At 53.7% G+C, this 25,140-nt stretch carries 15 protein-coding genes; 14 read left to right on the plus strand and 1 reads right to left on the minus strand.

Features of this window, described 5'->3' with window-relative positions; translation table 11 throughout:
* Positions 1–37: 37 nt before the first annotated feature.
* Complete coding sequence (locus tag HFP08_RS12175; RefSeq protein WP_168120868.1) at positions 38–931, minus strand: Rpn family recombination-promoting nuclease/putative transposase; 894 nt, start codon at positions 929–931, stop codon at positions 38–40.
* Between the two features lie 382 nt (positions 932–1,313).
* Here HFP08_RS12175 and HFP08_RS12180 point away from each other — a divergent pair, with 382 nt between their 5' ends.
* The 14 genes from HFP08_RS12180 to HFP08_RS12245 all read left to right on the plus strand — a co-directional run bounded on the left by HFP08_RS12180 (position 1,314) and on the right by HFP08_RS12245 (position 25,118).
* Positions 1,314–3,146 carry a cache domain-containing sensor histidine kinase gene (locus tag HFP08_RS12180; RefSeq protein WP_240941317.1) on the plus strand — a complete coding sequence of 611 codons (1,833 nt, stop codon included), beginning with the start codon at positions 1,314–1,316 and terminating at the stop codon, positions 3,144–3,146.
* The gene (locus HFP08_RS12185) at positions 3,143–4,669 is read left to right on the plus strand and encodes a helix-turn-helix domain-containing protein (protein ID WP_168120869.1); all 1,527 of its coding nucleotides are present in this window, start codon (positions 3,143–3,145) and stop codon (positions 4,667–4,669) included. Before HFP08_RS12180 ends, HFP08_RS12185 begins: the two co-directional genes overlap by 4 nt.
* Positions 4,670–4,769: 100 nt before the next feature.
* Positions 4,770–5,846 (plus strand): sialidase family protein, encoded by a 1,077-nt coding sequence (locus HFP08_RS12190; RefSeq protein ID WP_168120870.1) that lies wholly within the window; start codon positions 4,770–4,772, stop codon positions 5,844–5,846.
* Between the two features lie 55 nt (positions 5,847–5,901).
* Positions 5,902–6,669 carry a response regulator transcription factor gene (locus HFP08_RS12195; protein ID WP_168120871.1) on the plus strand — a complete coding sequence of 256 codons (768 nt, stop codon included), beginning with the start codon at positions 5,902–5,904 and terminating at the stop codon, positions 6,667–6,669.
* Positions 6,666–9,386 (plus strand): sensor histidine kinase, encoded by a 2,721-nt coding sequence (locus tag HFP08_RS12200; RefSeq protein ID WP_168120872.1) that lies wholly within the window; start codon positions 6,666–6,668, stop codon positions 9,384–9,386. The genes HFP08_RS12195 and HFP08_RS12200 overlap by 4 nt, the downstream gene beginning before the upstream one ends.
* 127 nt (positions 9,387–9,513) lie before the next feature.
* Positions 9,514–11,199, plus strand: a complete 1,686-nt coding sequence (locus HFP08_RS12205) for a type 2 periplasmic-binding domain-containing protein (protein WP_168120873.1) — start codon at positions 9,514–9,516, stop codon at positions 11,197–11,199.
* A 26-nt stretch (positions 11,200–11,225) separates the two neighbouring features.
* Complete coding sequence (locus tag HFP08_RS12210; protein ID WP_168120874.1) at positions 11,226–12,179, plus strand: ABC transporter permease; 954 nt, start codon at positions 11,226–11,228, stop codon at positions 12,177–12,179.
* A 1-nt stretch (position 12,180) separates the two neighbouring features.
* On the plus strand, positions 12,181–13,080 hold the full coding sequence (locus HFP08_RS12215; RefSeq protein WP_240941319.1) for a carbohydrate ABC transporter permease: 900 nt from the start codon (positions 12,181–12,183) through the stop codon (positions 13,078–13,080).
* A gap of 8 nt (positions 13,081–13,088) precedes the next feature.
* Positions 13,089–13,889: a polysaccharide deacetylase family protein gene (locus HFP08_RS12220; protein WP_168120875.1), complete on the plus strand. Its 801-nt coding sequence runs from the start codon at positions 13,089–13,091 to the stop codon at positions 13,887–13,889.
* A 479-nt stretch (positions 13,890–14,368) separates the two neighbouring features.
* A complete protein-coding gene (locus HFP08_RS12225; RefSeq protein ID WP_168120943.1) occupies positions 14,369–15,250 on the plus strand; it encodes an ABC transporter permease subunit in 882 nt (293 codons plus the stop codon).
* Positions 15,251–15,252: 2 nt separating this feature from the next.
* Positions 15,253–16,119, plus strand: a complete 867-nt coding sequence (locus tag HFP08_RS12230) for a carbohydrate ABC transporter permease (RefSeq protein ID WP_168120876.1) — start codon at positions 15,253–15,255, stop codon at positions 16,117–16,119.
* Positions 16,120–16,263: 144 nt separating this feature from the next.
* The gene (locus HFP08_RS12235) at positions 16,264–17,856 is read left to right on the plus strand and encodes a type 2 periplasmic-binding domain-containing protein (protein ID WP_168120877.1); all 1,593 of its coding nucleotides are present in this window, start codon (positions 16,264–16,266) and stop codon (positions 17,854–17,856) included.
* 138 nt (positions 17,857–17,994) lie between these two features.
* Positions 17,995–18,180: a hypothetical protein gene (locus tag HFP08_RS12240; RefSeq protein ID WP_168120878.1), complete on the plus strand. Its 186-nt coding sequence runs from the start codon at positions 17,995–17,997 to the stop codon at positions 18,178–18,180.
* 113 nt (positions 18,181–18,293) lie between these two features.
* Positions 18,294–25,118, plus strand: coding sequence for a polysaccharide lyase family 8 super-sandwich domain-containing protein (locus tag HFP08_RS12245; RefSeq protein ID WP_168120879.1), 6,825 nt, complete (start codon positions 18,294–18,296; stop codon positions 25,116–25,118).
* The last annotated feature ends 22 nt before the right edge of the window (positions 25,119–25,140 follow it).

A 25,140-nucleotide genomic window follows, 5' to 3' on the forward strand; every position in this document is an offset into this window, starting at 1 on the left:
GTTTTTAGCCCCATAGCGTATGCAGGAGGGGACCTGGTTAGGTCCCCTTCTTGTTCTTCATGGCTGAAATTTCAGACTCCGGCAACCCGGAGGCTTTGGCAATAATAGAGACTTCGACACCAAGAGCGAGTAGCTCTGCCGCCATTTCAACTGCTTTCTTTCGCTCACCGCGAGCTTCACCGCGAGCTTCACCGCGGGCTTCACCGCGAGCTTCGCCCTCGGCTAGCGCACCCTCAATCATGGAAGCCTCATCATGCAAAAACTTTTGTCTGTCTTCATAAAGCCGGCGAGCTTCAGCATCCTGACTAAGAAATTCCAGAGTGTCCATGGCCTTCTTCAAAACGGGTTCGTTCATCTTCAATACCTCCCAATTAGATTTATCTACACCTTTCAGGAATAGCAGCCAGTTCACCAACCCGCCGCTTTCAATCGGGGCGGCATGTTCACTGAGCTTTGGCAATTCAAGAAAATGCAGTTCTATATCATCAATAAGAGGAATGCCAGTACGATCCTCGCGTAATCGAAACACATTATGGTAATGATCGTTTGCAAGAAATGAATAATTTAATAGGTTGATGGTAACACACTTCTTCAACATCTTATAGGACTGGCCCTCTTGCAATTGCCCACTGTATAGTTTGCTCCAGTAAAACAATGTTCGTTTCTCGGTATCATACTTATTAAATAATTGCATCTCAACATTAATAAGCTCTCCTGAAGCTGTTTTTCCACGGATGTCGAGAATGGATTGTTTATCGCGGGGAGAATCCTTTTCAGTATAAGGATTAAGCAAAATGATTTCTGTTAGCGGCGGCCTTCCAGCATCAATAAATGCCGTGTTTAGGAACGCGAGCAGCACATCCCTGTTCTCTTCGCTGCCGAAGATGCGCTTAAACAGAAAATCATTTCGCGGATCGAGCAGATCGTTCATCCGCAGCAACTCCTTTCTTATTTATTATATCACGCAGCAAGGTTCTTAGACACAGCGCGCAGCTCAGCACATATGGAGAGATGGCTTGAAAGTATAAATTGATGCGTATATACAGCAATTATTGCCGTATTCCCTGGAATGGGAAGGAAAGATGCAAAAATCCATCCATTTAGAGAGTGTGGGCGTTCAAATGTCGGTATCGCACAAAAAGCATGGATTTTCGCAGCAATTTTCCCCATTATGGGCATAAGCGTAAAATTAATGGATATTTGCAGGATTGCAGATGCGCCGCCTTCTTATTGTGCCCTTCATTCAGCCTGTGTTACGATGGTGACAAATTTCGGCCTGTCATCCATGTCTTAGAGAAAGCCCGGAGGAGCCTATGAAACGATTCCAATCCCTGCTGTCGAAGCTTCAGAATATGAAGCTGAATCGCAAGTTCATGACAAGCTATCTGGTGGTATGTCTGCTTCCTCTCTTGTTTGTAAGCGTTATAATCTATCATCAAGCGGCTACCAGTCTCGAAGGCGCTTCACGTGAATTCGCGTCGCTGTATACGTCCGAGATCGAGTCCTCCATGAACGAATTCATTCACGAATATGACCGCATAACCAAATCCGTCTTTATCGACAATGATATCATCGCGCGACTCGGGGAGGAGAACCAGCTTCCCATGGTGGATCGGATTCTCTACAAGAACACGATGAATCGTCTGCTCATGCGAATTTCGGTATTGAAGCCGGAGATCGGCAATCTGATGCTGATCTCAAGAGCGGGGTATGTGTATCAATTCTCCAATTCGTCGAGCATAGTGAATGAGCAGGCGTTGCTTGAAGAGAACTGGTACAACCTGGGGCGGAATCCGGAGGACACCTTGTTCATTACCCCGCTGCATGACCGTTCCTATTACGAGGACAAAGGCGAAGGGGCGGTGTTCACGGTGGGGCGCGTGCTGCTCCATTCGAACGGCACCTATGCCGGCGTGCTGCTCATGGATCTCGACCCCTCGCAGCTGCTGAAGCTAAGCGGCGACTTCCTCGTGGCGCGAGATCGCTATGATATGCGTGTCATCATTAGTACGCAAGCAGGAGGGATTGTCTATCATTCCGATCTTACGACCGGGAAGACGAATTGGAAGGAATATACCAGCACTCATGATCAAATAGAAGCGAATCGGAACAACGATGATTTAATCGTGCTTACCGGCAGGACAGAAACCGGGCAGCTGAATGTGAGAACCGAGATTCCGCGCGACAAGCTGCTGCTTAAGATCGGCAATATGAGAGTGACGACCCTTATTGTGATCGCATGCACGCTCGTATTCGTCGTGGCGATTTCCTATGCCATGAGCTCTTATATCACCAAGCCGATTATGAAGCTGCGACGGAGCATGAAGCAGACGGAGGCAGGGCAATATCTGCCGATCGACGTTCAAATGCCGAGCGACGAGATCGGAAGCCTGGTGCACAGCTATAACAAGATGGTTGTTACGATTCGAACGCTCATCGAGGAGGTCTATATGGCCGAGATCAAGCAGAAGCACGCCAAGTTTCTCTCGCTGCAGCATCAGATTAACCCCCATATGCTCTACAACACGCTTGAATCGATCCGCATGAAGGCCATTGTGAAGGAGCAGGACGAGATCGCGGACATGATCACCATTCTTGCGCGGATGTTCCGGCTGTCGCTCGGCAAGGAAGGGCACAGACATTCGGTGAAGCACGAAGTGGAATATACGACGAACTATATGAAGCTGCAAAATATCCGTTACGATCACTGCTTCAAGCTGCATATAGCGATAGCGGAGGAAGCATTGCAATGCGCCATTCTCCCGCTGATTTTCCAGCCTATCGTGGAGAACAGCATCAATCATGGCTTCGTGGATTATAGCAGGACGATGAATATAAGCCTGGAGGGCGACAGGTCGGAAGACGGGGAGCTGCTGCGGATTCGAATTCGGGATGACGGAAGCGGCATGGAGCCGGAGCGTCTGGAGGAGCTCAGACAGAGTCTGGCGGAAGCGGAAACGGACAAGCGCAAGCTGAATGAAAGAGCGGATAGCGCGACCGGAAGCATCGGGCTCAAGAATATCGCGGAGCGAATCAAGCTGCATTACGGCGATCAATACGGCCTCACGATCGATTCGCGGCGGGGCGGCGGCACCCTTGTCGAATTGCTCCTGCCTTATTTGCCGGAAGGGGAGAGTGAACAATGAGACTGGTTATCGTGGATGACGAGAAGGGAATTATAGACGGCCTCAAGGCGATTATTCGCCGCCACCTGCCCGCGCATGAAGTCGTTGGGGTCGCCTACAACGGAATTGACGGCTGCCGCATCATTCTGGAGACCATGCCGGATGTCGTCTTGACGGATATTCGGATGCCGCAGTCGGACGGCCTCGACATGATCAGGGAGTTACTCGAGCATGGCTGCAAGGCCAAATTCATCATGCTAAGCGGCTATGCCGAATATGAATACGCGCGCAAGGGCATGGAGCTGGGCGTAAGGTTCTATCTGAACAAGCCTGTCGAGGTGGAGGAGCTCATTGCCTGCATGAATAAAGTCGAGGCTGAGGTTGAGACCGAGCATTCCCAGGCGAGGCAATGGAACGAATTCATGCTCAGGGAGATGATGGAGAACGGCTATTCCCCGGCACAGCATGAGAAGCATATGCTGCATACGCTGCGGCTGCCTGTGAAGGAGCTGCATTGCGCTTGCGCGCTGCTTGAATTCAGTCATGAGCTCGAAGAGTCGCAGGAGGAGATGATCCGCATCAAATGCGCGAACGGTCTAAAGGCTTTCAGCAGTATTCATGTCTATCGCTATGAAGGGGCGCAGTATGCGGTCCTCGTCCTGCATGAAGGGAGTGTCGACACCGAGGAGCTCGTGGAGCATCTGAAGAAGCTGCGGTCAAGCCTTAATCGGGAATGGGAGCTGCCATTGTCAATCGGAGTGGGACAGACCTATGCTTCATTGTCCGGCATTGCGGCTTCTTTCACGGAGGCGAAGCAGGCCTTGCGTTACAAGATGATCAAGGGAGCAAATGCCGTAATGGCCTATCAGGAGACAACACATCTGGTCGGCAGCTCGGGCATTGTCTCGGAGGAGGAGATGAGTCGGCTCGATAAATGTATCGAGAGCATGGATGAGAAGGGAGCTGAGGCTCTCATCGGGGCTATCTTCCAGAGGCTGGGGGAGCATGGCGAGCTTCATCTTGCCGAGCTTCAGAATCAAGTGCTGATCATTCTTCTGTCGAGCATGCGCCGAATGTCTATCCTGCAGCTGCAGTCGAACGAGGATCTGAGCGAGCAGCTCCTGTTGCTGGACGGCATATCGCGCTTCCAGACGCTGTCCCAATTGGAGCAGTGGGTGAAGAAGGTCATCCTCGGCGTGATTGAGCAGAAGAGATCCCGCGGCGCGGCGAAGAAGACGGATGTCATCTCGGAGGTTAAGAATTACATGGAGGCGTATTATGACAGCAAGATTACGCTGGCGGATTTGTCGGCCAAGTTCTACCTCAATCCCTTCTACTTAAGCCAGCTGTTCAAGGAAAAAACCGGAGAAACCTATCAAAGCTATCTGACGGCAATCCGAATGAACAAAGCCAGGGAGCTGCTGGGCGAGACGGATCTCAAGGTGTACGAGATATGCAGGAAAGTCGGCTACGCCGATACCAATCATTTCAGCAAGGTTTTCGAGAAAATGTTCGGGGCGACTCCGAGCGAGTATCGGAAATAGATGTGAGATTTGTCTTAGCGGAATGCTGTGAATATTGTTATGGAGCGGTCGGGTTCTTGCCTTATAATAGAAGCAAACCGACAACGGGGGGAAGGTCATCATGCGTTCGACGATTGTGATGCTTGCGGAGGCTTCCGCCGCTAATCCGAGAAATGATACGGCTTCGGTCGCAGAGCTGGAAGACGGAACATTACTGGCGGCTTGGCAGAAATATGAAGGTTCTGAAGGAAGCGATTTCGGTCTGTGCCGAATTTATGCCAAATCGTCTTGCGACGGCGGGAAGACATGGGGACGGGAGAGATTGCTGATCGATCGGCAAGGAGACGATTATAATGTACAAGCCCCCGGGCTCTGCGCGCTTCCCGGAGGCGAGCTGCTGCTTCATTGCTTGCGGGGTCATCGGGGCGGCTCCAGCTCGACCATGGAGGTGTATGCCTCGGCTGACGGAGGCGAATCCTGGGCGCTGCGATCGCGGATATGGGAACGGACGCAAGGCCAATGGCTGCAAGGAGGGGCGAATCATATGAATCGGTTGGCCGGCGGCCGCTTGCTGCTGCCCTTCCACTTCGGCAGCGGCCATCAGGGCGATCAGCATAATTCGGTCGGCTGCTACTTCAGCGACGATCAAGGGCTTACATGGTCGCGTTCAGGGGATACGGTTGATTTGCCCATGAGAGGCGCGATGGAGGCGTCCGTCGCCGAACGGGAGGACGGATCGCTCTTGATGTCGCTAAGATCCCAGCTTGGTTCGGTGTTTCTGTGCCATTCCTTCGACGGCGGGGACAACTGGAGCTTGCCGCAGGCAAGCGGATTGAAGTCGCCCGAGTCCTGTACATCCCTGCGCAGAATTCCAGGCACGAACGCCCTCCTTCTTCTGTGGAATGACAGCCTCTACGAGCCGGGCAAGCATCATTTCGGCCGACGTACGCCGCTAAGCGCTGCAGTTTCGCGGGATGGCGGCGCATCCTGGAGGAAGATCGGCGATATTGCCGGCGGCCCATATGAATATATGAATTTGAATTGCAGCTTTACGCGTTCGGGACGAGCGATTATCACCTATACGCAAGTCGAAGATCCGGCGTTCGAGCTGGAGGGCGATCCCCCTTTCAAACGGGACGGCATGCATCTGAAGGCGGCTTTAATGGAAACGGAAGAGCTGTTGAATGCGAGCGAATAGCGGCATGAACGATAGCGGTTTCTCATTCATGAAAGCGCTTTTAAGGAGGGGTTCCATGATTAAGGTATTGATTGCCGACGACGAGGAATTGATTCGCGAGAGAGTCCGCTGCAATATGCCCTGGCAGGAGATCGGATTCGAAGTGGCAGGCTGCGTGGCGGATGGCGAGGCGGCTCTGGACAGGGTGCGGCATTGTCCTCCCGATGTCGTTCTTACCGATATCCGGATGCCGAATATGACGGGCCTGGAACTCGCGCAGCGGCTGAAGACCGAATATCCCCGGATTAAGGTCGCATTGATGAGCGCGTATGACGACTTTCATTATGCCAAGGAAGCGATTCGCTATGGCGTGAAGGGCTATCTGCTCAAACCGGTAATCAAGGATGAATTTCTGGATTTATTCCGCGAGGTGGCAAGGTCGATCGAGGAAGAGACGGATCGGCGGCCGGGAGCAAGGACGGCGCTAGCCTCCACAGCCGTTCAGAAGGATCGCAATGCTTACATTGCGAGGGCCGAACAATTTATCGCGGACAACTATGCGGAGAAAATCAGGCTTGAGGATGTCTCGGAGCTGCTGCACGTCAACGCGAATTATTTCAGCTCCTTGTTCAAACGGGAAATGGGAAAAAATTTCATTGATTATTTGAACGAAGTCCGCATAGCCGAATCCCGTAAATTGCTGCTTCAAACGGATTATAAAGTATTCGAAATATCGATGCTCGTCGGCTACGGCAATTTCTCGTATTATAACAAAATATTCAAGCGATTGAACGGCATGACGCCGCAAACGTACAGGGAACGCGAAGGCTCGAGCCGTTCATGAGAAAGAGCGATGCGGCGAAACGAAAAACGATAAAGCTGAACCGGTTTCTGATGCTCTTCTCCCTGTCGGCGGTCTTTCTGATGATTTTCGCCACCGGCTGCCTGCTCTATGTCAAGACCGAAAGGTATATTGGGGCCATAACCGAGCAAATGCAGGATATGCAGATGAACCAGAACGCCGCTGATGTTCGCAAGCAGTTCGAGGATGTCTATCAGATCATGGACAGTCTCAGCCATTCCTCGACATTGATTGAGACCCTGGCCAAGCTGGGCGGAGGACAAACGACGTCCTACGAGAAGGTGCTGCAGTCCCGCAATCTCGAATCCTCCTTGTTTAATTTGAATAAAGGGAATGATTTGATCGACAGCATCGTCGTTTGGACGGGAGACGGAGAGTACAGCTCCAAGTCGGATTATGCCTCCTACTACTTCGAGGGCTATCGGCTGTCGCTGGAGCAGTTTGGCGAAGGCATACAATTCATAGCCGAGAATCGCACATTCGATGACCTTTATCCCGGACATATCAACGATGAGGCGCTGTCGCAGCTGCTGGCAGACTGGAATCGCTCCAGTTATTTCTTGTGTCCCGTTGAAGGCCCCGAGGGTGTGCTTGGCGTCTTGCGCATGAGTTTGAGGCTCGACGCGCTTCTGGACATTCTTCCTTATGGCGATTCGCTGTCCTTGTTCGATGCCGACGGGAAGCTGCTGTTCAGCGGTCCACGGGCCGTGAGTCGAATCGACACGGGAGGGGCTTCCGTCCGCGAGATCGGATTTCAAGGCATTCAGGTCGCGTTGGCCTTCGAAAACCAGCGTTTTCGCAACACGCAGCTTCTCTCTCTCGTCGGCAATATGCTCATTATTCTGACCGTCAGCGCAGCGCTGGCTTTTTTCCTGTCCCAAGCCATCAGCCGCAAGGCGCTGTTCCCGCTGCATAGCCTGGTTCAATGGATCGGGAGGCATCGCTCGCTCGAGGACAGGTGGATGCCAAAGGAGGACAAGGGCGGGGATCGACGGAAGCTGACGATGAGAGACCGCTTCCTGATCTATTTCCTGCTGACGATTCTGCTTCCCGTCACGGTGTTCGTTACGATGACCTACATGAATTCCTCCCGCATTATGACTCGCGAATTGGAGGAATCTTTCTCCGTGTTGTTCACCAAGACCGCGCATCGGATCGAACGGTTCGTCGATCAGAAGGAATCGGCCATGGCGCGCGCGGCCTATGACCCCTTTACGGTTTCCTATGTGTCGGATTCCGGCGGCGCGCGGCGAGATGAAATGGATCAATTTCTGTTCGATACGACGTTTCCGACATTGAGCGAGGATGCCGTCGGCTTGTACAGCATTCGAAATGAGCTCATTTATAGCAATCGCTTCAAGCAAGCGCCTCAGATCGATCCCGTTTTTTTCGGGAAAATGCAGAGCAGCCGCAAAAACATGTTCTACTGGCTGCCGTCGGGCTCCGTATCCTCAACGGTCAGCCTGGCCGTCGGAATCGTCGATCTAAATCAGGATTCCCGGTCGTTCGGCTATATCAAAACGGATATTGCCGGCGTTTTCCTGACGGACTTGTACGGAGAATTAAAGGGAGATGGCAGCGAGGCGTACATCGTAGACGGGAACGGCCTGGTTATCTCCCATCCCGACGCGGAGCGAATCGGGCAGAGCGTGGAGCTTCCATTCCGGATCGACGAAATGTCGAAGAACGCGATCCTGACGGGCGACGCCGTCTATTATACGGCGAGAATCAGCTCTTTGCCTTGGTATCTGGTTGCGAAGTATGATGTCTCGGCGATTCAGGATCAGGTGCTTCGGCTATTCTTCGACGATATTTATTTGCTGTTGATATTGTTTTTGCTTACGCTGCTCTTTTCTTATTCGATGTCCCAATACCTGGTGAAGCCGCTCGCTTCCTTGCATAGCCGATACTGGAACATCGAAACGGAGAATGTTTGGCATAAAGGGGAAGAGCATGCCTATTCGGTCGACGAGGTGGAGCAGCTGCGGCTGTCGTTCAATGCGATGATGGGCCGAATCCATCAGCTTGTGCAGGATACGGTGGACGCCAGAGAGCAGCGGCTTGCGCTGGAGTTCGAGAAGAAAGAGCTGCATCTTGAGGCGCTTCAAGCGCAAATATCGCCTCATTTCCTCTATAATACGATGGAGAATATCATCTATATGATCGAAAAGGGCGACAGCGAGCCGGCCGTTGAAACAATAGGGCTGCTAAGCCGCCTCTTCCGGTATGCCATGGGCAAGGAGAGTCCGTTTGCGACGCTCGGAGAGGAGATGGCCTATGCCAAATCGTACGTGAAAATAATGAACGGCAGATACAAGGATCGGATACGATGCGACTGGGCAATCGACCCGGAGATGCAAGGATGCGTCGTCATTAAGATGCTGCTTCAGCCGATTATCGAAAACGCCATTCAATACGGCATGCCGAAAGCCGGGCATGTTGTCATTGGGGTCGCTTGCCAAAAAACGGCTGGCGGAATGGAGATTGCCGTCCATGACAACGGACCCGGCATCAACGCCCGCAAGCTGGCAGAAATTCGCAGCCGCCTGCAGCGAAGGGATCGCGGACAAGTCGGTCTCTACAACATTAACAGCCGGATCAAGCTTCATTTCGGCGAGCCGTACGGATTGCGGATCGAATGCGGAGAAAGCGGAGGCGGAACGACGGTGACCTTGCATCTTCCCTGCCGGGAAGCATAAAGTATGGAAGCGTATTCAAATCGCTGAGAATCGTATTATAAACCCCTGATGATTCTGTTACGAGTCGCAGGGGTTCCTTTTATATAATGAACATGCAAGGCCAATATGAGAGGTATGGGGGATGAACATGGCAATCAGAAAAGCAGGAATGGCGCTGCTTGCGTCCGTTATTGTCTTGACGGCGGCGGCATGCTCGGGCAATGGCGGCAACGCGGCGAATGAAGGCGGCTCCACCGGAGCTCCGGGCGCAAGCCCGACCGAAGAGTCCGGCAAGACGCTCGATATTAGTTGGATCGGCCAAGGCGCCAGAGGCAAGATAGAGGACAATAATAAAGTGCAGCAAGCCATCGAATCGAAATTCAATGTGAAGCTGTCCAATCTGAAAGTCGACGTGAATAACAAGGAACAGCGCAATCTGATGCTGGCCTCCGGCGAATTGCCGGATGTGGCGTACATGGACGACCCGGTCAAGCTGTATAACGATGCGGTGACGCGAAGCGTACCGAGAGCGATGATCGAGAAGTATGCCCCGAATTACGCGAAGATGCTGGACAGCGAATCAACGGGTTGGAAAGTCAATCGGATTGAAGGGAAGGACGGAGAATATTACGCCCTTACCGGATATAAGGAAGAGTGGGACAATCTCATCTGGGGCCAGGTGTATCGGCTCGATTGGTTGGAGAAGCTCGGCATAGCGCCGAAGGGCGAGCTTGTGCAGGTCGGAGACGCCGACGGATTGGAACGCATTTTCTATTCGAAGGAAGCGTTCACGCTCGACGAAGAGCAAGCGATATTCGAGAAATTCGTGCACGATGACCCGGACGGCAACGGGAAGAAGGATACTTACGGCTTGCTGCTCAACAACAGCAATGCGAACTGGGCTTTGAACTCGGAGGCCGGGGCCTTCGGATTCGGGTGGGATTATAATCTCGCGGACGCAAACGGGAACGTGGTTGATTACGCGATCAGCGACAATTACAAGAGCTTCCTGAGCTATATCGCATCGCTGTACAGGAAAGGGTATATCGATCCTGAATTTACGACGCTCAATCTGGCCAAGAGCTGGGAGAAATTCGCGGCGGGGAAATACGGCGTTGCTCAGGTGCAGGTTCAAGCCGCAGGGCTGCTGCCCTTCACGTTCAACCGTCCCCCGGGCAATCTGATCCAGAAGGATCCGAATGCCAAATTCCTGTTCACCCCGCCTCCGATCGGGGCCGACGGGCAGCAGGGATCGGCCGCTTACAGACAGGTCGACGGCTTTGGCTACGCCATGGTGGTCAAGAAGGACGTATCCGACGAGAAGCTGGCCCGCATTCTGCAAATTTTCGATTACATCAATTTCGACAAAGAGGGTTTGATGCTTTCTCAATTTGGCGATGAAGGCACGGATTATACATGGGAAGGCGAGCCTTACGAATCTGCCGTCGTGCCAACCGAAACGACCCAAGGCGAAAAGGACGGCATCGGGTACTACAATCTGTCGATTCAACATGGAAACGTCGCCGACTATTTTTCGAATGCGGGGGTGAAAAAGCTGACCCAGCTCTTATTCGGCACCGATGAAGGCAAGGCTATGGCTTACCGCCCGTATCGTTGGGATTATTTCAATGAAACGGATTACGCGGAGATGAATGCGACTTATGCCGCGCAGTTGAAAACGATCACGGATGAATTCCTGTTCAAATCGATTACCGGCGAAGTGGACGTGAATGCGGGATGGGATGCTTACGTGAAGAACTGGCGCGACAGCGGAGGAGACAAAATTCTTGCCGAGCTTGAAAAAGCGCCCAAAGTAACCGATCTGCGCAAATAAGATCGGACGAGGAAGGCGGTTTACGCATGGCCGATCTGGTCAAAACAACATCCATTGGGAAGAAAGGCGCCTCCAGACCGCATCTCTGGAAACAGATGAAACGCATGAAAATGCTTTATCTGCTGCTGCTGTTGCCTGCGCTGAATCTGGCTGTTTTTCATTACGCGCCGTTGTATGGCGTCATTATCGCTTTCAAGGATTTCAAACCGGGGCTCGGCATTTGGGACAGCGCATGGAATCAATTCGGTCATTTTAAAAGCATGTATCATGATTTCGTGTTTTTGCGCGCGCTCCGCAATACCCTTATCATCAGCGTGTCGAGGCTGATCGTCGGCTTTACATTTCCGATCGTATTCGCTTTGCTGATCAATGAAATACGGGCGGCGAGATTTAAGCGCACGGTGCAAAGCATATCGTATTTCCCCCATTTCATGTCCTGGGTGATTATAGCGGGCATGGTTGTGGAGGTGTTCTCGCCCGAGCGCGGCATTGTCAATTACATCATTACCTTATTCGGCGGAGACCCGATCAACTTCTTGTCAAGCAAGCTCTTCTTCATACCGATATTGCTCATTTCGGATGCATGGAAAGAGGTTGGCTGGGCTTCCATTCTCTATCTCGCTTCCATCTCGTCGATTTCGCCGGAAATTTACGAAGCCGCTGAAACGGACGGGGCGAACCGATTTCGCAAAATGTTTCATATCACGTTGCCTGCGCTCGTGCCCGTCATTACGATCCTGTTCTTGCTTCGGCTGGGGCATATACTCTCGGGGGGCTTCGATCAGATCTTGAATATGTATAGTCCCCTGGTCTATGAGGTCGGGGATATTATCGATACGTACGTGTTCCGCACCGGACTTGTCGAGTTCAGGATGGATTACTCCGCGGCGGTGGGTTTATTCAAGAACGTAGTGGGCATCACCCTGCTCGTTACGGTGAATCGGATCGTTCGGAAATACAATGATTACGGAGTGTGGTGAAATGAGAGCTATACAATTGCGGAAAGCGCGCCGAGAAGTAGCCTGGTTCGATCTGCTAAACGGCGCGTTCATGATTCTGTTCACGCTGCTCATCCTCTATCCGTTCTGGCAGGTGTTCTTGTTGTCCTTCTCCGACGGAAGGGAAGCCACAACGCTTGGCTTTCATTTGTGGCCGCAGAGCTGGTCGTTCGAAGCGTACCGCTTCCTGCTGTCATCGGGAGAGATCGTTCGGCCGTATTGGAATTCCGTCCTGCGGACGATTTTCGGCACGGTATTGGAGGTTTCGTTCACCATCCTGGCGGCGTATCCGCTGGCGAAACGGGAGCTTCCGTTTCGAGGATGGCTGACGACTTATTTTCTCATTCCGATGTTTTTCGGCGGCGGGCTGATTCCGACTTACCTGATTATTCGCAGCCTGGGGCTTCTCGACAACTTCCTGGTGCTGCTGCTCCCCGGGGCGGTTGCCGTATTCAGCGTCATTATCATGCGGAACTACTTCATGTCGCTTGACGCCGCCATCGAAGAATCGGCTCTGATGGATGGGGCCGGCTATATCACAATGCTGTTCCGAATCATCCTTCCAATCTCGACGCCGGTTCTGGCGACGATCGCTCTCTGGGCGGCGGTCGAGCATTGGAATGCCTGGTTCGACGCGATGATCTACATCAGGGACCGGAATTTGACCGTCATTCAAGTCATTATGAGAGAGATGCTTACCTCGGTCAGCGACGTCAGCAACGAACTGATCATAAACAATAACAGCACCAAGCAGGCGCAGCTTGCGATGAACAATGTCCGTTCGGCAATCGCGCTGCTGTCTATCGGACCTATCGTGCTGGTCTATCCATGGCTGCAGCGGTACTTCGTGAAAGGAATCATGCTGGGCTCCGTGAAAGGGTGAAGAGAGACATGAAGATCGTGTTCGACTGCTTCCCGGAGGGGAAGAGAAAAGCGTTAACGCTAAGCTATGACGACGGAAGAGAGCAGGACCGCCGGTTGATCGAAATCCTGAATGCAGCCGGGATACGCGGCGCCTTCCATCTCAATTCCTCAAATCTGGGGAAGCCCGGCTATGTCGAGCGTTCCGAGGTCGGGACGTTGTATGCGGGACACGAGATATCGGCCCATACGGCAACGCATCCGTTCCTGACGAGGAGCCCGGCGGACAGAATTGCGGACGAGGTGCTGCGGGACCGCGAACAATTGGAACGGCTGGCGGGCTATCCCGTCAAGGGAATGTCGTATCCGTACGGGGCCTGGAACGATCGCGTAGTCGGCATGCTGCCCGCATTGGGCATTGAATACGCGAGAACGACGATTTGTCACGGACGATTCGATATGCCGGACGAACTGCTGGCCTGGTCACCCACCTGCCATCATCGCGACATGCTGGCTGTCGGCCAACGCTTTCTCGATGATCGGCCGCGGCATTCCGCGATGTCCCTGCTGTATGTATGGGGGCACAGCTATGAATTCGACAACCAGGGCAACTGGGCAGATTTGGAACGATTCTGCGAATCCATCGGCGGTCGTCCCGACATCTGGTACGCGACGAACATGGAATTGGCGCAATACAGGAAAGCGCTCCACGACTTGCGCTTCTCGGTCTGCGGAACGATTGTCCACAATCCGTCAGCTCTTGCCGTATGGTTCAGCGCGGATGGCGAAATCGTAGCAGTGAAACCTGGAGAAACGATGCAAATCCAATGATGTGAAGCTTATACAGTCCGAATATCTCAAGCAACGTCCCTTCCCCTGCAATGGGTAAGGGGCTTTTTTCTGTGCATTTTGCAGGAAACCTAAAATGAACCATGGAGAAACCTTAAATTCCCCCCTTTGAGCGTTCTCTTGAAAGAGCATATAGTTATAAACATGAAAACGGATTCACTAGAAGTGCGTGTTCAAAAAGTCTGGTTTCAAGAATCGAGGAGATTGGATGAAGCTAGAAAGTGAGTAGCGGAGCGTAGGTGAGCCTACGTGAGCAACGGAACTTTCGGCTGAATTCAATATCCGATGTCGAGTTGCTTACAGTTTCACTTCGTTATTGAAATTGGGCTTTTTGAACAACCTCTAGAAACAGACAAACAAAAGGATGTGGAGCAAGCATGCAAAACACGATTTCCGCTCAAAGCAGGGGGGGATTGGACACACGCGCGAGACAGCGAACGGGGAGCAGAATTTGGAGCAACATGCTTAGATATTGGCCGCTCTATATCATGGCGATTCCGGGAGTTATCTTTCTTGTTATTTTCAAATATATCCCTCTGGCCGGCTCGGTTATCGCCTTTCAGGACTACAACGTCTTTCAAGGCTTCTTGCACAGCCCGTGGGTGGGCTTTAAGCATTTTCAGGCCTTGATTGATTATGCGGGCTTCCGGCGTGTGTTCGTCAACACCTTCGTGCTCGGCGTCTTGAAGACGGTGTTCGTCTTCCCGGTTCCGGTGCTGCTCGCGCTCATGATTAACGAGGTGAGGAAGGCGCTGCTGAAGAAGGGCATTCAGACCGCCTTGTACATTCCGCATTTCCTGTCCTGGGTTATCGTGGCGGGCATTACCTTCGATCTGTTCGCGATCGGCGGCTTGTACAATGTCGTAATGGGATGGTTCGGTCATGCGCCGGTTCTCATCATGCAGGACAGCGACTATTTCAGACCGATCTATGTGCTGACCGGCTTATGGAAGGACGCGGGCTGGGGAACGGTCGTCTATATGGCGGCGATCAGCTCGATCGATCCGCAATTATACGAATCGGCTATGATGGACGGGGCTTCGCGCTTCAAGCAGATTCGGCATATTACGTTCCCGCTGCTCTTGCCGACGGTCGTTATCCTGTTCTTGCTGGAGATCGGCAATTTCATGGAGCTTGGCTTCGAGCATGTGTATAATCTGCTTACGCCTATGACGTACGACAAGGGCGATATTCTCGACACGTATGTATTCCGAACGGGCATCCAGCAAGCTCAGTACAGCTTTGCGACAGCCGTGGGATTGTTCCAGGCCGTTATCGGCTTTGTTCTCGTCTATACGTTCAACCGAGTGTCGAAGAAGGTTTCCGATGGGGGGTTATGGTGAAAATGTCGATATCCAAAAGCGAGAAGGCCTGGGAAATTGGCGTGGTTATCATTCTGTGCGTACTGTCCCTCATCGCGCTTATTCCGCTTCTGTCGGTGATCTCGGTGTCGTTCAGCTCGAGTCGGGCCGTCGATCTGAATCTGGTGACGATCTGGCCGAAGGAGTTCACGTTCGATTCGTGGAGCTATCTGATTGGACGCGCGGATCTTTGGAAATCCTTTGCCATAACGGTATGCACGACCGTGATCGCTACGGTGCTAGCCTTGCTGGTCACCGCGCTGCTGGCGTATCCGTTGTCGAAGAAGGAGTTTCTGCCGGCGGGCATTCTCATGGTCGCTGTCGTGATTACGCTGGTGTTCAAGGCGCCGATTGTTCCGTATTTTTTGACGGTTCGCAGCATCGGGCTGTACGACAATCCGCTGGTGCTCATCATTCCGCATGTCTTGAATCCGTTCAATCTGATCATTATGCGAACGTTCTTCAAGCAGTTTCCGAAGGAGCTCGAGGAGGCGGCGTTCATGGAAGGCTGCGGATACTTCCGTCTGCTGTTCCAATTCGTGCTGCCGCTGTCCAAGGCGGTGCTTGCCACGCTGGCGTTGTTCTATGGCGTGGTGGTCTGGAATCAGTTCCAGCATCCGCTGCTGTTCATTCAGGATACGGACTGGTTTCCGCTTCAGTTGAAGATCAGACAGTTCATTACGGATCCGAACGAAATGCCGTTTATCGAATCCATTATGGATATCAACTACAATGAACGCACGCTGAAGTCCGCGACAGTCGTATTCGCCGTCATTCCGGTCATTCTCGTCTACCCGTTCCTGCAGAAGTATTTTGTGAAGGGCGCTATGATCGGTTCGGTGAAGGGTTAAGGATCAGTGAAGGGCTAATGTGCGGTACGGGGTTCAATCCATTCTGATTTTGGAGGCCGAGAGGCTTTTGAAATAGCAAGGTGAAACGGCTGCGCCGTCCTTTGGCGGCGGGGCTATAAAAAATGATAGTAGGGGGATTACATCATGTCTTGGAGGAAATTATCTACGCTCATCTTAACGGCAGTCCTGCTGGTGTCCGTCATTAGCGGATGCGGTAGCAAGAACGACAACGAGACGACGAATACGGGAAACGCGAACGCTGCCGGCGAAGGGACCGCTTCGGATGAAGTGGTCGATCTGGAAGTCTGGTACACGAATCTGGGCTATAAGCCGATTGAGAAGGGAAGCGTGCTCTATAACTTCTACAAGGATGAGCTTGGCGTCGGCATTATTCATCCGTACGTGGAATGGAATGGCGGTACGACATATCTGAATCAGCTCAATATGAAGATCGCAGCCAATGAAATGCCGGATCTGTTCTACCCGCAGCAAGGCATTGAAGCGAGCCTCGCGAAGAACGGCGCCATCGCGGATCTGACCGAGCTGCTGCCGAAGTACGCGCCGAACCTGTGGAACGCGATTCCGCAGGATGTCTGGAATATCGTGAAGGCGAATGATCCGACGGGCCAGGGCCGAATCTATTATGTGCCGGGCGTGCTCGATTACGGAAGAATGGGCGGGCTGATCCGCACGGACTGGCTGGAGAAGCTGGGCCTGTCGATGCCGAAGACGCAGGAGGAGTATGTGAAGGTGCTCGAAGCATTCCGCGATGGGGATCCGAACGGCAATGGCGTGAAGGATGAAATTCCGACGGGCGGCCGCGAGGAAGCGAAATGGATGGATCATCTGTTCGCGATGTACGGCATTGCGATGAATGAAGGCAAGCCCGACTGGGATATTTACAACGGCGAGCTGACTTATTCCGCCGTGACCCAGAACATGAAGGACGCGCTGGCCTTTATCGCCGATCTGTACAAGAGAGGCTTGATCGATCCGGAGACGCTGCTGAACAATAAAGCGGCTTGGGACGGCAAGATCGATTCCGACAAAGTGGGCAACTACTATCACTGGGCCGAGGATGCGGGCGGACATATCGAGAAAATTTTCAAAAACACGAACGTGAAGGGCGACTATGCCGTTATGCCGATTCCGGAGGTGCCGGGCTACGAGGGGCAAGGCTTCTATACGCTCAAGAAGATGCAGAGTCCGGTATGGGTCGTGAAGAACAACAAGGATGAGGAGAAGCTTCTCGCCACGATGAAGCTGCTGAACAATCTGTACGACAAGAGCAAGTGGGAGGATCTGTTCTACGGCGCGGAAGGCATGCATCATACGGTGAAGGATGGCAAGAAGGTGTCGATCGCTCCGGATAAGAGTACACAGGAGAACAAGCTGTTCCAGCCGTTCAACGATCTCGATACGCTGGAGTACAAGTCGAATCTGCTGAAGAACGCCATGTCCGAGGAGAGAGAATGGGCGCTCGGACAGAACATTCGCAATATGGAAGAAAATCAGAAGTATGTGAAGACGATTGCCGGAGATGGATTGCCAGCGAGCATCTATGACGGATACGCGGATATTAACAACCGCACGCTGTATGTCGAGTATGCGACGAAGATCATTCTGGGGCAATATTCGATCGACAAGTTCGATGAATTCGTGAAGAAGTGGAACGAGTCGGGCGGCGAAGAGGTCACCAAGCGCGCAAGAGAATGGTATGCGAAGGTGAAGAACTAATTTGAAGCGTATAGGGAGGCGGTCCTGCAAGCTGGACTGCCTCTCCCTTTACCAAGGCAAGGCAGTTGATGGATTTTTGGAGAGTAGATCGCTGATAGTGAGGAGCTGCAGCGCTGGAAACCAGCGTTGGAGGGCGGAATGGAGTCGGTCGAGTACCTGCAGAGCTGGAAATCAGCGTTGGAGGGCGAAATGGAGTCGGTCGAATGTCTGCCAGAGCTGAAAACCAGCGTTGGAGAATTTGGAAAGGCCGATACAACTCAAGGTGATAACGCTTACAATTTATGGTTATGCACTAGCGGCAGCACTGAAACATTGAAACACTGAAACATACAACGTAACACCTAGCAACACTTGAAGTGGAGCCGCTGAGCAACACCGGAAGAAAAGCAACACTTGTAACATAGCCTTATACAACATATGAAAGCAGGGATGAACCAATGGCAAGGACAAGGTCTGGGAGAAGAGGCTTGTCTCTCGCGCTCGCAATGATACTGATCAGCAATTTGCTATATTCTGTCGGGACTCCCGCAGCGAAGGCTGCCGAGCAATCCTATACGGTAATCGCGTCACAGGACAATTTTGTGAGAAAATCAGCGTCTACAGGTCCCGATTACAGCAATATGACCAATGGGGGCGAGACCGCCAAGGCAGCTTACCTGAATGTGAAGGGAATCAATACATCGTCGCCAAGGGAAGCTTATTTGCAATTCGATCTCGCCGATTATCCCGAGCATATTACCTCGGCTGAATTGTACTTATATGGAAATAACGGAGAGAGCTCGACGAATACGGTAACGGCTAATGTGTACGGGCTGGATATGCCGGGAGCAGATGATTGGAACGAAAGCACGGTCACCTGGAACACAAAGCCGGGGCTTGGCAGCAATCAATTGGGAACGATGACCTTCCCAGGCAAGGCAAGCCCGAATTGGACAGCCCTTGATGTAACCGCATACATTCAAAGTCAGCTTGGCTCAGACAAAATCGCTTCCTTCGCGGTGGCGGGCACGGATGCATTAACGCGGATTGAATCGCGATCCACTTATATTAATGATTCGTCGGGCAATAAAGCGAAGCCTTATCTCGTGATACACGGCACGCCTGCCTTGAAGTCGGTCGTGCTGACCGCGGACAGGCCGTCGGCAGGCCTTGGAGAGACGATCAATCTGTCCGTCTCGGGCATGCTGGATACGAATGCGGCGGCAGACTTGTCCGAAGCGGCTATTACTTACGCCAGCGACAATGCCAGCTTCGTCATTGACGACGCGGCAGCAGGCGCGGCCAGAGCCGTGTCTGGCGGCAGCGCGGTTATAACCGCGTCGGTCACATTGGACGGATATACGAAGACGGCAACGCTAACGCTTCTTGCGGACGGATTTCCTCCGGGGGAGTTAGCGAATCTCGCCGGAGGCGTAAGCAATGGCGAATATACGCTAAGCTGGACGAATCCTTCGGATGATGATTTTGCGGGAGTGCGCATCTATGACGGGGACGAGCTCGTCGGTTCCGCCGAAGCGGGCGAGACGTCGTTCATGCCGACTGGCCTGACAGCAGGCGAGTCCTACACCTTCCTGTTCCGAACGTTGGATGAGGCAGGCAATCTCTCGACCGGCACGCCTTATTCATTCGTCTACGAGGAGCCGAATGTGCTGGACGAAGTGACTCTGACAGCGAGCGCCGGAGTTGTGAAGCCGGGCGAGTCTGTCTCCTTCTCGGTGACGGGGACGATGAAGAGCGGCCAGGAGGCTGATTTGTCTTCTGCCGAAGTCGCCTATGTCAGCGACAGCGGCAGTCTGGTCTTCACGGACAGCGGCGCGAGCGTGGCCGACGCGGTCTATGCGGGAGCGGCGAGGATTCATGCCGTTGCAACGCTGGATGGGGTGACGCGTGAATCGGCGCCCGTGCTGGTGCGCGTCTATCCGTCCGCGCAAGACGAATTCGACGCGCTGCGGATCAAGTACGGAGAGCGCCTGACAGGCTATGATCCCGATGAGCCGTACAGCGTGTTCGACCCGGATGTGCGAGGCGTAATCGAGAAGCTGGACGGGGATGCCCGCAAATATTGGGAAGCGATGGACAAGACCAGCTTTATGTGGGGCGATCTGTCCCCCGCGACCAAATCCGGCGATTTGTCGACGGCGGCGGCGCGGCTGAGAGCGATGGCGAAGGCTTGGGCTACGTACGGCACCTCCGTGTACCTTGACGAAGCGATGCTAGGCGACATGCTTGAGGCCTGGAATCGATTCTATACGACGTATTATAACGAGAATACGAGCATGTCCGGCAACTGGTTCGACTTCCTGGTCAATGTGCCGAACAACATTAATGATTCGATGATTCTAATGTATGACGCGATCCCTTACAGCGAGCATCCCGATCTCATCGACAAGCTGAACCGGGCGATTGATACCTTCAATCCCGTCGTGACGCGCACGGGAGCCAATCGCATCTATATCAGCAAAGTGATGATGCTGAGAGGAATTACCGGCAAGGATAGCAATAAGATTGCGGCGGGCTCGGCCGGCTTGTCGGAGGTCTTCCCAAATGTGACATCGGGCGACGGCTTCTATGACGACGGCTCGTTCATTCAGCATGATTATTTCCCTTATGCCGGCGGTTACGGCAAGGCGCTTCTTCAGGATTTGACCGAAGCGCTGTGGCTGGTAAGCGGCAGTCCGTGGGATAATGTCGACCCGCAGAAGACGAATATCTTCGATTGGTATTTCAACGCCTTCGAGCCCAATCTGTTCAACGGGCAAATCATTAACGCGATCGACGGCAGGGAAATTTCCCGCGATTATAATTTCGGCGGCTATGCCATTATGAACGCCTTGCTGCTGCAGACGGAAATGGCGGGCAATCCTTATGCGGAGAAGCAGCGCAGCGCGATCAAGCATCATCTGGAGAGCGGCAGCGTTGATTCCTTCCTCAGCACGGGGACGATCTGGAATATCCAGCAGGCGAAAAAGCTGCTGAACGATCCGGATGTTCAGACCTATGCACCGCCTGAGGGCAACTTCCTGTTCTACAACCAGGATAATGTCGTTCAGAGGGGGGAGGACTGGCTGTACAGCATCTCGATGCATTCCGATCGGATGGCCAATTATGAAACGGTGAACAACGAGAATTTGAAGGGCTGGTACGAGGCGGACGGCATGACGCAGCTGTATCTCGATCCGCTCGATTATCTCTCCTTGTTCTGGATAACGGTCGATCCGAGCCGATTGCCCGGCATTACCGTCGACCGGGATGAGAACCGTCCCCCTGCGACAAACGAGAATCGTCCTTACGTCGACAGCAGCAAGTATGCGGGCGATGGGGAATTGATGGAGAACAGCTGGACCGGGGGCGTTTCGCTGGACGGCTTGTACGGCACGGCCGGCATGGACTTCAAGCAGCATGATTACTCGGACATGGATGTTTCCGCGAAGAAATCCTGGTTCATGTTCGATGATGAGATTGTGGCGCTCGGCGCCGGCATCAACAGCTCGTCGGACAGAGAGATCGAGACGATCGTCGAGAACCGCACCTTGAACTCGGCCGGAGACAACAAGCTGACGGTGGACGGCGAGATCGACGGAACGCCAATGGGCGTGCAGTCAACGCTTGGCGACACCAATTGGATTCAACTCGAAGGCACGGGAGGCTATGTGTTCCCGAATGGCGCGGATGTGCAGATGCTGCGCGAGGAGCGGGAAGGCAAGTCGACCGACATTAATCAAAGGTTTATCATTCCCGGCAATGACGAATTCAACAGCACCGTCCAATCGACCTCCTGGTCTTGGATTCGCGAGGATGGCTCGCATCATGGTTTGACGGGCAGCAAGCTGCAAATCGCCGCGCAGCCGGGAACGCTGAAGGGGAGCGCGAACTCCACCTCGAACCTGTTGCAGACCTCCGCGCCGAAGGAAGACTTCTACGTGACGACGGCCGTGGATTTCGCTCCAGCGCAGGCGGAGCAGGAAGCGGGAATCCTTATTCGCAAGGATGATGATAACTATGTATCCCTCGCCATGGGCAGAACGGCGGCGAATGAAGATCGCATCATCGCCGTGAATGAAGTCGACGGAATCGCACAAATCATGGACTTCCCTCTCCCTGCAAGCGGGGAGCTGTTCCTGAAGCTCGACAAGAGCGGCGATCGTTATACCGTCTATGGGAGCGACAGCGAGGCTTCATGGGGCGAGCCGCTATACACCTTCACGAACGGGATGGCGGGCGACGACCGGTTGAATACGGGCCTGATGATGGGACTCTATGCGCAGAACGGAAGCGGAGGCGCGGCGGAAGCGACAGCAAGCTTTGACTACTTCCATCTGCTGCATACCCGCAACTACATGACGCTGTGGCTGGAGCATGGCATTCAGCCTCAGGATGAGACCTACAGCTACATTCAGCTTCCGAAGCAGGACGCTGCGGAGGTTGCCGCCTACAGCGCGCAGCCGGATGCCGTTATTCTGGCCAATACGGACGAGGTGCAGGCTGCAGCAGATACGACGCTCGGGGTTACGGGCATGAACTTCTGGAAAAGCGGCATTTTGGACAGCGTGAAGGCGAACCAGCCGTCCTCGATCATGATGGAGGAGGGGGACAATACGCTGAAACTGGCAGTGTCCGATCCGACTCAGAAGCAGGACGCGATCTCCTTCGAGATTAAGAAGCCGGGCGCCAGTGTGATTAGCAAGGACAGCACGGTGACGGTGCTTCAATTGTCGCCTACGATTAAATTCAAGGTGGATGTAACAGGGGATCCGGGAAAAACGCATCATGTCGTATTCGCCTATGATCCGGCGGCGGAAGCGGCGGATTTCTCGGTACCGGTGCTGGAATCGGTCAGCTTCGAGGATGCGTTCGCGGTAGTGGCTGCCGGCAGTGAAGCGGAACCGGGCTTCATCGCGAAGATGGACGATAATAGCGAAGCGGAGCTCAGCGCGGCGAGCATATGGTATTCGAGCAGCAATGAGAGCGTGGCGACCGTCGATTCGAACGGCACTGTCGCGGGAGTTGCTCCGGGCGAGGCCCGGATTACGGCGGCCATAACGTTGAATGGCGTCACGAAGACGGCGATGCTTCAGATCATGGTTCCTACAGAGGAGCCTTCCACTGCGACGCTGCAGCCGGTGAAGGACACCTTCGTTCGCTCAGGCATTTACAAAGAAGACAGCTACGATAATGATACGAAGTTATATGTGAAGAATGCCGGAGGCGATGATTACCGGGAAGCCTATTTCACCTTCGATCTGAGCGGTATTGAAGGCGAGATTGAAGCGGTTCGCTTCCATGCGACAGGCAAACTGGAGGATTCGGGCGGCACCTTCGTCGACACGGTCGTGAAGCCGGTGCTCGGCGGCTGGGAGGAAGGAGCGACCGCTTATGCGAACAAGCCGTTGTTAGGCAAGGCGCTGGGCGAGCCCGCAACCTTCACGGGCACGGATAGCGAGGCAAGCTTCGATATTACCGAATACGCCAGAGAGCAGATGAAGCAAGGCGCGACGGTTGATCTTGCGCTGGCGCAGGATGTGCTTGTCGGGCGGAAGATGTATGTGTATGCCAGCGAGAATTCAGGCAAGCAGCCGTATCTGGAGATTATCACCCACCAGTTCGCGGCGAATGAGCAGGACTCCTCAATTGATCCAGCGACGAAGGACTTTAGTAAGGACACGAATTCAGCCGACTACAAGGATATCGTAGTGACCGTATCCTGGAACGGCAACAGCCTGGAGAGCATCATGCAAGGCTCGTCAAGCCTGCAGGAAGGGACGGATTATACGGTTGTCGGCAATCGGATCACGCTGACGAAGGAATATCTCGCCGCACAGTCAGCGGGAGCGTTGGAGCTGGCTTTTGCGTTCAACGCGGGGGCGAATGCGGAGCTTGCGATAGACATTGAGGCGGCGGATACAGATTCGGGTACCGGCTCTGAAGATGATAACTCCGATCCCGGATCAGGCTCGGATTCAGACGGCTCTTCCGGGGAGGACCCGGGTGACAACGACGGCGACTCTGATCAATCTCCTGTCGCGAACGGGAATGGCGTAAGCCTGAAGGCCGCGATGAAGTCGGAGACCGTCGAAGGCGAAGCGGTCAAATTACAGGTCGACGCCGATATTTTGGAACAAGCACTCGAGATGATTGAAGGGCAAGAGCATCAGATCATTGCCATCGAAGCTCATGCAAGCGAAGCGGGCTTGAATCTGGAAATGCCGGCCTCATCCATCGAGGATGCGCTTGAGCGCGCGCCTCATGCGGTGCTGTCGATTGAAGCGGGAGCGTTCGCTTACAAGCTGCCGTTGCAGGCGCTGCGCAAGGCGGTCGAAGCAGGTTGGCTGACGCTCGGCGGCTCGGAGGAGCCCAAGCTCCTTCTCTCCATTGAAACTGTCGGCGAGGCGGATGGACAGGCGATTAACAATCAGGCGCAAGAGGCAGGCATTCAGCTGCTGCACACGCCGATTGACTTCCGTCTCAGCTTGGTCGGAGACGGGGAGGAGCGAATCATCGACGATTTCGGCAGCGCGTATGTAGCAAGAACGATCGTCTTGGACGACACGGTCAATGCCTCGCAAGCCGGAGCTTATCTGTATAACCCGGCGAGCGGAACCTTCTCCTTCGTGCCGGCAACGTTCACGGAAGAGGATGGCAAGACAATCGCCACTCTCATTCGAAATGGCAATAGTATCTATGCGATTGGCGAGAATCCTCGCAGCTTTCCGGATTTGATCGGGCACTGGGCGAGGGGGGATATCGAGCAGCTTGCCTCAAAGCTGATCGTGAACGGCGTCAGCGAGGAGGCTTTCGAGCCTGAGCGAACGATAACTCGCGCCGAATTCGCCGCCTTGCTGGTTCGAGGTCTCGGACTTTCAGAGGACGGGGACGCGCCCGCGTTCACGGATATCGTCGGCGATGAGTGGTATGCCGGTGCGGTTGGAGCGGCTGTGCGAGCCGGTCTGGTTCAAGGCTATGAGGACGGCGCCTTCAGACCCGATGCCACATTGACTCGTGAACAGATGGCAGTCATGCTTATCCGCGCGGTAGATTGGGTTTCGGGCGACACGGCAGTCGAAGCTGGCGATGCGACGCTCTTGCCATTCGGCGATCGCGAGAACATCTCAAGCTGGGCGCTGCCGGCCGTGAAGAAGGCTGTCGCGATGGGCCTAATGAACGGCATGGCCGAGAATGCGTTCCTTCCTTCGGCGCAAGCAACCAGAGCGCAGACGGCAACAACCTTGCTGCGCGTGCTGCAGAAGCTGAATTTTATTAACTAACGACTGCATTTGTCTTATAAGT

This window comes from Paenibacillus sp. HB172176 (assembly GCF_011947265.1).
Classification (GTDB): domain Bacteria; phylum Bacillota; class Bacilli; order Paenibacillales; family Paenibacillaceae; genus Pristimantibacillus.